The organism is Methanolacinia paynteri, assembly GCF_000784355.1.
Taxonomy (GTDB): domain Archaea; phylum Halobacteriota; class Methanomicrobia; order Methanomicrobiales; family Methanomicrobiaceae; genus Methanolacinia; species Methanolacinia paynteri.
The window spans coordinates 7,918-18,102 of record NZ_KN360932.1 but is presented as its reverse complement, the minus strand read 5'-3'; the positions used below and the strand labels follow the sequence as shown (position 1 = coordinate 18,102).

At 44.4% G+C, this 10,185-nt stretch carries 6 protein-coding genes; all 6 read right to left on the bottom strand.

Going from position 1 to position 10,185, the window contains the following annotated elements; all coding sequences use genetic code 11:
- On the bottom strand, positions 1–289 hold a 289-nt coding region (locus tag METPAY_RS08165; protein WP_157199044.1), incomplete at its 3' end, for a tetratricopeptide repeat protein.
- 126 nt (positions 290–415) lie between these two features.
- Positions 416–3,967, bottom strand: a complete 3,552-nt coding sequence (locus METPAY_RS08160) for a CHAT domain-containing tetratricopeptide repeat protein (RefSeq protein ID WP_052418737.1) — start codon at positions 3,965–3,967, stop codon at positions 416–418.
- A gap of 594 nt (positions 3,968–4,561) precedes the next feature.
- The gene (locus tag METPAY_RS08155; protein ID WP_048151175.1) at positions 4,562–5,392 is read right to left on the bottom strand and encodes an ArdC family protein; all 831 of its coding nucleotides are present in this window, start codon (positions 5,390–5,392) and stop codon (positions 4,562–4,564) included.
- Positions 5,392–5,640: a hypothetical protein gene (locus tag METPAY_RS08150; RefSeq protein ID WP_048151173.1), complete on the bottom strand. Its 249-nt coding sequence runs from the start codon at positions 5,638–5,640 to the stop codon at positions 5,392–5,394. The genes METPAY_RS08155 and METPAY_RS08150 overlap by 1 nt, the downstream gene beginning before the upstream one ends.
- Entirely contained in the window at positions 5,641–5,778 is a 138-nt protein-coding gene (locus tag METPAY_RS14925) for a hypothetical protein (RefSeq protein WP_157199037.1), read from the bottom strand. It abuts the gene before it with no gap.
- 254 nt (positions 5,779–6,032) lie between these two features.
- Complete coding sequence (locus METPAY_RS08145) at positions 6,033–9,734, bottom strand: NACHT domain-containing protein (protein WP_157199036.1); 3,702 nt, start codon at positions 9,732–9,734, stop codon at positions 6,033–6,035.
- Positions 9,735–10,185 lie beyond the last annotated feature (451 nt).

Below are 10,185 nucleotides of genomic sequence, written 5' to 3'. Positions count from 1 at the left end.
GACTCTGTGCATAGTCAGGATGTTCCTCGCCCAGAGTTTTTCGCCGGATCTCCATTGACTGGCGGAGGAGTGGTTCGGCAGCCGAGTAGTTACCCATCGAATTATACACCCCGGCGAGGTTGTTCAGGCTGGTCGCGTAGTCGGGGTGTTCCTCACCATAATATTTTCTGGATAGTTTTACAATCTGTATGGCAATTTCCACAGCTGTGTCATATTTATCATCCTGATTTAGGCGTAAGAATTCTTGATTTAATTCCTGGATTTTTCTTTCAATATCTTGCTCATGCATTTACTATCACCTCAACCAGCCCCGCTCTACTGAGTCACATCGAAATATAACGAGATGACCATCCACCGATCCACGGCTGGCTCTTCTGGACTATCGCAAAGATGTGCTCTCGTTTGGTATCGAGTTCTAGAAGGGTATTTCATGGACATCTCCATTGTCCCCTAGACTATTATGAGAGGAAGTTCCTGATTTTTGGAGTGCTCTCGTATCGCTTGCAAGCACCCCGGGATCACCTTGGCAGATGAACGCTCCCCAGTCCCTTGGATCAGGATAATCTTTCCGAATTTCAAGTTGTGCCTCCCGGAGAGCATCTGCACGTGGCACACCTGCAAGGATTCTTGTATAGAATTCCTCCATCAACTCCTGGGTCGCAAAATCAGATACATTCCATAGACTCATAACGAGTGTCTTTGCACCGGCGAGCATGAACGACCGGCGGAGCCCAAATACACCCTCGCCTACCATAACCTCTCCAAGACCAGTCTCGCAGGCGGAAAGCACGACGAGTTCGGTGCCGGTGAGATCAAGACCAGTCACGTCCTCTGCGGTGAGAATCCCGTCCTCTGCTTCGGGGGGTAGCTTACCTTGCTTTGCCCAGGTATTTGCACCGGCAAGAGCCAAACCCGACCTGAGAAGCGGATTTTCAAACCCGGGGCCGGAAAAGCGCTGCACCTCTACACCGCCAGATCCGCCAAGGGCTTGACTTTCCTTTTTCGGATCGAGCTCCTGGTTTTCTAGGAAGAAACCGTGGGTAGCGATATGGAGGATAGAAGGAGACTGGACGGCTTTGAGTGTCTGTTCAAGCGCTTCTCCCTCCATAAGGGGTCGAACTTTGAGCATTTGGGCGATATTATTTCCCTCGATCTTAGTTCCTCGCAGAGGGGGAAAATACAGGGATCCCCGATTAAGGTCACGTGATACCCTGTTTACAATGGATGCACTCTGAGGCATTGATGAAGGTTTCTCCAGAGTCAGATCAAAATCCGGATTAGCCAGTACAAATGGCTTTTGCCGATCAGTGGACAACTCCACTCCTAATTTGAGGAGATCCCTGCCTACGCCTACGTAATTGATGTGGTAGTTGTCGATCAATCGATCGCCTTCTTCTGTTGGGATTACCTCGAATGGAATGGTGCTGAGTTCCCCGTCGGGTGCAAGAATGAGCCGATCGCAATCAGAGAGTACCTTATGGATCGGTTTAATGATGCTGGAATATAGGAGAAGACCAATCTCACGCTCGCCGTCTGGTGATTGTTCATTATCGTTCAACCACTGCCGATAAAGTGTGATGAATTGGTCAATCTGCCCTGCTTCGCCGAGATCCACAAAAAACACCGTGTCTGGTTCACTTGAGCGAAGAACAAAGGCGCAGTACCGGGCAGGTTTCCACCAATGTTCTCCTCGTGCAGGAACTGCTGAAAAGTCGGATTCATGGAAACAGACAAATTCTACCAATGCACATCCCGCTGGTAAATGTTGTGCAACAACCTTTCGGTTTGTCTTCTGGAAATGCTCATCCAGCTGGATTTCGGGAATCTGGCGGGCGAGTTCGGCTTCAAGCCGTTCCTTCTGCTCTTCCCAAGATGAAAGGATCTTATGGTGTTCTTCGAGTCCTTCCCTTCCCGGCCCGGCGAGCGTCTTCTGGGCAATCTGCATTCTTAATATCTGGATCGTCCTCAGTTGTTCTTTGAGATGAGGATACTTGCTTATCAGGATAGCATTCCGCTGGGCGGCCAACGCCTCGGCGGCGATCGCTTTTCGGGTAAGAATGAGATCGAGTGCTTCCTGCACGACCTGTTCATCAGCTGCAAAGTGTTGATGTACGAGGGATAGATAGGTATCAAGATCGTCCTGAATCGATTTGAGGTACTCCATCCGCTGCTTCTCTGAAACGATGGAGAAAATCTGCTGGATCATCTTTCGCTCTATCTGAGATGCTTTTTGCATAAGAGTGAGAGCATTATCTGGTTTATCTTGTTTAACAAGTAGCCATGCAAGGTTTTTCAGGCTGCTCGCATAGTCGGGATGCTCCTCACCAAAGGCATTCCGTCTGATCTCCATCGCTTGGCGGTAGAGGGGCTCGGCAGCCGTGTAGTCCCCCATCGAATGATAAAGCAGTGCGAGGTTGTTCAAGCTGGTCGCGTAGTTGGGGTGCTCCTCGCCCGGTGTCTTACGCAAGATATCCAGTACTTGGTAGTAGAGCGGCTCGGCAGCACTATAGTTTCCCTTCGAGACATACAACACTGCAAGGTTGTTCAGGCTGCTCGCATAGTCTGGGTGCTCCTCACCCAGTGTCTTACGTAAGATCTCCATCGCCTGGTGGTAGAGGAGCACGGCCGCCCTGTAGTTTCCCATCGAGTCATACAGCGCTGCGAGGTTGTTCAGACTGGTCGCGTAGTCGGAATGCTCTTCGCCCAGTGTCTTCCGTCTGATCTTCATCGCTTGGCGGTAGAGGAGTTCGGCGGCCGAGTAATTACCTATCGATTTATACAGCCCTGCGAGATTATTCAGGCTGGCCGCGTAGTTGGGGTGCTCCTCGCCCGATGTCTTATGAAAGATCTCTATCGCTTGGCGGTAGAAGAGCTCGGCGGCCGAGTAATTACCCATCGATTCATACAGCGACGCAATGTTGTTGAGGGTCAGTGCATAGTCTGGGTGATCTTCGCCCAGCGTCTTGCGCGTGTTCTCCAGTGCTTGGCGGTAGAGGAGTTCGGCGGCCGAGTAGTTACCCATCGATTTATACAGTGCTGCGAGGTTGCTCAGGGTAGCCGCATAGTTGGGATGCTCCTCACCCAGGGCCTTGCACGTGATCTCTAGTGCTTGGCGGTAGAGGGGCTCGGCAGCCGTGTAGTTACCCATCGAATGATAAAGCAGTGCGAGGTTGTTCAAGCTAGTTGCGTAGTACAGTTCCTCGCCCGGTGTCTTACGAAAGATCTCCACCGCTTGGCGGTAGAGGGGCTCGGCAGCCGAATAGTCCCCCATCGATTTATACAGCGCTGCGAGGTTGTTCAGGCTGGTCGCGTAGTCGGAATGCTCTTCGCCCAGTGTCTTCCGTCTGATCTCCATCGCTTGGTGGTAGAGGGGCTCGGCAGCCGAGTAGTTTCCCATCGAATAATACAGCGATGCGAGATTGTTCAGGCAAGCAAGGTAGATAGGATGCTCTTCACTAAGAACCCTCCGCCAGATATCCATTTCTTGGCGATAGATAGATTCGGTTGCCGCGTAGTTTCCCATCGATTTATACAGCGATGCAAGTTTATTCAGGCAGGCAAGGAAGATAGGATGCTCCTCACCAAGAACTCTCCGCCAGATATCCATTTCTTGACGATAGAGAAGTTCAGCAGCTGAGTAATTCCTCAACGAACAATACAACGTAGCAAGGTTGTTTAAACTGGTCGCGTAATCAGGGTGCTCTTCACCCAGGGTTTTCCGTGTGATCTCAATTTCCTGGCGGAAAAGAGGTTCAGCAGCAAAGTAGTTACCCATAGAATAATACAGCCCAGCAAGGTTGTTCAGGCTGGTCGCGTAGTAGGGATGATCCTTGCCATAACATTCTCCAGATAGTTTTACAACCTGTATGGCAATCTCCACAGCTTTGTTATATTGACCTTCATCATACAGGCGAAAGAGTTCTTCATTTAATTCTTGGATTTTTCTTTCAATATTTTGCTTATACATCAAGTATCACCTCAATCAGCCTCGCTACTGAATCTCATCGAAATTGGAAGAGATGACCATCCATTGATTCCAGATAATGCCTTTTAGCCTCTGAAAAAATGCATCGATCTCCGAGCACTTGTTCACAGTCACGGCTCAAGTAACTTACAAAAACGTCAGGATTGTTTTTCTGCACATTCACAATGTATTTCACCCCCACTGGTAGTTCCAGGCATATGCATAACACCCGGATAGATGATGGATAACCAATCAGGACAGATAAGCATTGTGATTTATATTGGATACATGATTTCCCAATAAACAAAAATTGTTTCCTTCAAATTATTGCTATTCAGCCGCAAGCGATATTCGAAGAATTTCGCGAAGCGGGGACACACCACACACAGCCGGCAGGGGCCGAGACGAAAAGTCGAGGACCCTGCGGGCGTGATACGAACCAGCTCAACCGGAGAAAAACAAGGCCGGTGTTGCGAAGCTCGCTGGAATCCGAATGGGTTCCGGCATTGAGCATGAACTTGTTTCATGCGAAGCACTTACTCGAAGAGTTAGTGCGAGAGCGAGCAATCCCGGCCGGTACACAAAAAAAAAGAGAATTCATTCCTCCCCGCCCCCGGTGAGGAAGTCGGCCGCCCTCTGCGCATCTCCCGCGGCCCGGATGACATCGACGGCCGTGCCGTTCCGGATGTGCCGGAGCCATCCCGCGACATAGGCCGCCTGGTTGTCGATGACGGGCATATCGATCCCGGTCATCGCACACAGGAAAGCAGAACCCATCTCCGCCGTCAGCTCCTCGCGGGAATACCGCTCGCTCCCGAACTTGATCGGCCCGGTTATTCCCGGGCGCTTCAGGCGGGATTCATGCCCGGTCCAGTGAGTCAGTTCATGGAAGTAGGTCGAGTAATATTCTTCCGGAGATTCGAACCGCTCCATATCGGGCATGTGGATGATATCCGCAGCCGGAAGATAGGCCGGCGGCCCCTGGGTTACTTTCGGAGAGTTCCTTTCGATCACTTCATCGCAGGACGTGATCGCCCGGACCTCGCCGACCTCCTCCTTCTCGATCCCTTCGCACTGCGAGAGGTTGAAGACCCAGTAATACCTGACAAGCGGCTTTTCCCGCTGCGACATCACAAGGACCTCGTCGCCCTGGTCGTTCACAATCGGCCTTGCCTCTTCGAAGGACCAGAAGACAACAAGTCCGGATGCCTTCTCGCCTTTTCGGACATACCCCCCGAGCTGCTTGATCTGCCGGTACGTCCCCCACCATTCGTGACCGGAGAGCAGGAGACGGTTGATGCCCCGGTAGGGCCTTCCTGTCAGGAGGTTGCACGGCGACAGGTTCTTCCACGACTGATGCCAGGGGATCGTTCCGGAGGAAAGAGAGGAGATGATCCTCTCCCGGACCATCTCGTAGACGTTTGCCATCAGCAAACACCCCTTGCCCTGGCAGTGTAGCAGTTGTCATCAGTCTGGGCCCGGCGGACACATTCATCGTATCCGTGCTTTTCGACCTCGTCGCGATAGTGTTCACGGATGTACTCTCCCCGCCGGCGGAGGTCTTCGGCCTCGTAGAGCATCAAGTTTGCCCTTCGTTCAAGCTCGATTGCACGCTCATCGAGGAGTGCAATGTCTTCAAGTGCATGCAGAGGAATGGCATCGCTCAGTCGGGACATTTAGTCCACCTCTGCGGGCAGGTCAGCGAAAAGCTGATATGTTTTCTGGTCGAATTCGATACTTAGCTCGACGAGAGCTATGCGGGCGGCAATCTTTTGCGGGGTAGCCGCCCCGTTTCTGTTCATTTTTGTAGTCATTTAGATCTACCTCAGCCGGTGCTCAACCGCGACCGACTGAATGCGGGGGTAAAACGGCAAACGGAGTATGGCTGTCGCTCATCAGAGCGACCGGCTTACCTGTTTGACGGAGACCCGCGTTTGCAAGAGGAGGTTTACAGTGCCGTGCAGGGGAGCGACGAAAAGATTTGAGGAGCGGATTCGCACGGCTGCTTGGGCGGTTATTCAGGAGAGGCATTCGGGCGTTTTCTAATATCTATTTAAGGAGAGAACAATCATTCTAGTGTGCGTCTGTATACCTGAAATTTGACATCGTTTTTAAGGTCTGATATTTCTTTTTTTGAACCTTTAATCTCGTATTTCTCAAGAATTTTTAAATCTTTACGACTGCCTTTCATTTTTAAATAAATTGCTGCAATTTGGAATGTTTCTAAAGATTGATCGGTCTCTAACATTTGATTAATGATATTAGATAATCGATCTTTTGACACCGCTCTATTTTCAAATTTATTTAACCAAAACCATTGTATATGAGACAATCCATGTTTTTCTTTAGCAGTATTTTTTAGAAAATCTATTATCTCATCATCAGAAGGATGATATCTCTTGTTATACTCTTCAGAAAGATATTTAGTAAGATGAGCGTTACCCCATTTACTAAAACCACAACTTTCACAGATTGAAGCAAGTGATGATAATTCACTCTCCGAAAAACGATCTAAATATGGGAGTAAATTATTCAATCTATCAAGTGTAGGATATCTTTGTCGCCCTTGATCATTTATCCATAATCTATGCGAGACAAGTCTAAAAACATCAATTTCGCGAGGGCATTCATTTATTGCATTTTCAGCAAGCTCAAGTGATTTTGGAGACCCAACGTACAAAGCAGTTTGAATAAACAATGGACTGAATTTTAGCGTATCCCAATATTTCAATAATAATTCATCCGCGGCCTCAATTGGGATAGACATCAGTAAGCTTGATAGAATATAGTGCACCTCTTCGAATCCCCCGGTAAAATCATCTGGGAGGTTTTCTTTCAGGGAATCAAGATAGATTTCAACTGCAGCTTTAACATCTTCGCACCATAAGTTATGTGCGACAAATAAATATCGTGGGTTTTCAGAAATCAATTTCACATAATCCGGTAATGCAGAGTAATCTTCCAACCGAATCCTTAATGTGATGGCATCCTTAAAAACAGGAGATTCTGCAGGAATATCCTGGAGTTTAGTTAAAATACTTGATTCAGCAGCGGTTTTCCATAAAGAAAAAGCATTTTTCCTAATTTTTTCATTTTCTCCATTATCTTCCCAAATAAACTCCAATCGATCTAACGTATTTTGTGATAATTTTTTTCCATATGTCTGGTTTTTATAATCCCACACATCTATTATGGAATGGATACTGAAATAATCAACTGATTTCTTGATAACGAATTGAATTGCGTCTGGATCATCAACGACATATAAAATATTTTCAATGGCCCATTTTAAAGAATCGTGTTCTTGTGCTTGTGAAATTAAATATTCAATCATACTTTTAGGTAGATGCCTACGATTCTGCAAGGAGAGCCTAATTTCATCAGATAGATCCTCTAATTCCGAAAGAAGACCAGGTTCACCTTCATGCGGCATACTAGACCAATATTTAAAGATGGGATCTAATGTTTTCGAGGTATCTTTTTTACAACAGTTTATGCCGGCCCAAATTGCCGCAGGTAGAACCGTTTTTTTATCTTTTGTATTTATCCAACAGGTTGAGATTTCGTTTTGAATATCTGGAAGTTGCATTGAGCCTGCAAAATTTAAGGCACCATATCTTTCTTCATCTGTTATTTTAGAGGATTCCAATATTATTTTTAGGTCATTCTGAATTTGTTTCAAATGCTTTGCTTTTGCATGCTCAAATATTTTTTCCCAGAATGGATTTCTCAGACCGATGAAATCCGGATCTTTACAGAAATCTATCCCGCTTTTAACATTGCCATTTCTAATTCTAGCCAATTGGATTAAAAGAGATTTCGATAATTTTTCTGAAATTTTGCCTACGCACTTCGAATCGGTATATACAAGTTGCCAACAGATTTCGTTAAGAAGTGAATCGTTTTGAGTTTGATTTTCGGATATTTTATCAATAGATTCAAAGATTAAATCCAAAATAGTGTTTTGATAATCAGTCTCGGGATCTCCAAACTGCTTAAAAGCTTCAAAAAGAGCTAAGATATTACATTCTTGAATTTCCTTTAATAAGCTGACTTCTTGCTCATTTAATAATAGGGACTGCCCTATTATTTCCGCATAATATGGATCAGAAAGTACATCCTTTCTATTTGAACTATCTTTAATAACATGCAAAATTGAACGTGTCAATAAATGAAATCTTATTCTGTCATGGCGGAAAATGAGCTTTCCTTGATCGTCAAGACAGCATAACGATTTATCTTTAACTAATTCACGAAATATCTTTACATCTTCAGAATTTCCTTGTAACCAATCCTTAATTTCATTAAATGATGGAAGAAATTTTTTCTTCTCTAACATATTGTAAGAAATCTGTTCAAGCAGTTGCTCATATTCTTGAGGGGAATAAGAATTTGGCGATTTTTTAGAACATTTCTCAATTTTTGATTCAATAAATTGATCTATTACATTATCTGCGTTTTTCGCAATTTGTGATGGATTAACAGTTTTCAATGTTTCTAAGTAAGAATTGATAAGAAATGGATCACAACCAAGTTTTATTGCCAATTGGTTTGAATCAATTTCTGTAATTTGATATCCGGCTCGATTATAACCATCAATTATTATGCTTCCAGCTTCATCAAGAGTATATTTATCGATTTCAATTATGTTTATATGTGATTTGTTTTTGATCTCTGTAGAAATGGATGTCCAAATTTTAGGCCAAATTGGGCATAAGATCAAAAAAGGTGAATTTATAACCTTTCCTTTATCATTTTTTGGATCATATTTAGAGACTAATGATATTATCTTATGAATTATTCTTTCAGAATCGTTTTCTTTATTGACATCGTCAACAATAATTAATAATTTCCCTGTTTTCTCTACAAAATCCCATAATTCTTCACTGGAATTTGGCTCAATACAAGGATTAAACTTTTTCAGAATTTTTCCAATAATAGAATCAAGAGATTCTAACTCTTCAAAATAAGAAGCAGGAATCCAAAGACCATATTTACCACCATCTAAATAATTTTTTAATAATTTATATGAGATCGTGCTTTTTCCATAACCAGATTCGCCGATTAAAAAATGAAGGACATGTGATGAATTATTAATTTCATCACTCACAAGAGAATCTAATTTTCTGATCTGTAAAGAGCCATTACTGATAAAGGATTCATCTTTATAGAGGCCAAGATTCTCATAGCAAATATCTTTTAATAGCTCTTCAGAAAGTAATTCTGCTTCGATACCTAAGAACTTTTTTCTTAAATATTGCCCATCGCGATTATAATCTAAATAGTATGTTATCCTGGAAAGTTCCCAGACGTCGCACTCTATACCAAATTCACTACATTTATCTGTAACCTTATAGTAAAGAGGATCGCCCTTTGTTCCAAAAGACAACATTCTATTTGTTGTTAGGATGAGTAAAAATTCTGCATTTGGGTATAAATTACGTCTTTCTTTTGCTTCCCGAATTGCTTTTATGACATCTCCATCAGGAGTGCTTTTATTTCTTGTATGCTCAGTTTGATCAAACAACCACTTATTTTCCAAACCATCGCTCGATGTTATTGTATGTTCAGCCATTATATATTTAGGGGGGCTTGAACCCGATACTAAGCAAATTCCGTCACATGGTGCTTTTATCGTTTTCCCTTCTGAATTTTGTCCAGATAATATAATTTGTGCATATTCAGAATTTTGTTTTCTTAAAATTGAAGTAACCAACCTTTCAAATTTCCCTGCATCAGTCATTTTTTCAAGAATTTCAGCGGTTGTCACTGACTGCCCTCAATTAGTATTTTTACTCATCTAAGATAAAACATGACCGAATGTAAAGGGTATATGATAATTAAAAAATATCTGAAGCTCCAACAAAAATCAAGCAATTCCAAGATCCTTTTTCAGCTTATCAGGAAGCATATTATAGTCGTCACTCTCTTTCGCTTCCTCCGCAGACTCTTCAATCCGGATAGCTCCTTCTTGGTTGAGCACCACCGAACAACCCGGGCAAGAGAGGGCCGAACCCGGATCATCGTTTTACACTGAGGTCCTCAACACATCTTCCGATAGGCGATCTCCGCTTCAATCATATCCATGACGAGATCCACGCCTTCGAACTCTTTAATAATCATCGGGTCCAGTGCCTGCAGTGCGTCTCTTTGTCTCTTCAGGGTCGCATCATCCAGAGATTCGAGCCAGTTATGCCATTCAATAAGTTTAGCCGTTCTTA

What these genes read in the sequence shown, in the direction of transcription:
- METPAY_RS14925 (WP_157199037.1), bottom strand. Translation starts at nt 5,778, where the DNA reads ATGACTACAAAAATGAACAGAAACGGGGCGGCTACCCCGCAAAAGATT.
- METPAY_RS08160 (WP_052418737.1), bottom strand. Translation starts at nt 3,967, where the DNA reads ATGTATAAGCAAAATATTGAAAGAAAAATCCAAGAATTAAATGAAGAA.
- METPAY_RS08150 (WP_048151173.1), bottom strand. Translation starts at nt 5,640, where the DNA reads ATGTCCCGACTGAGCGATGCCATTCCTCTGCATGCACTTGAAGACATT.
- METPAY_RS08155 (WP_048151175.1), bottom strand. Translation starts at nt 5,392, where the DNA reads ATGGCAAACGTCTACGAGATGGTCCGGGAGAGGATCATCTCCTCTCTT.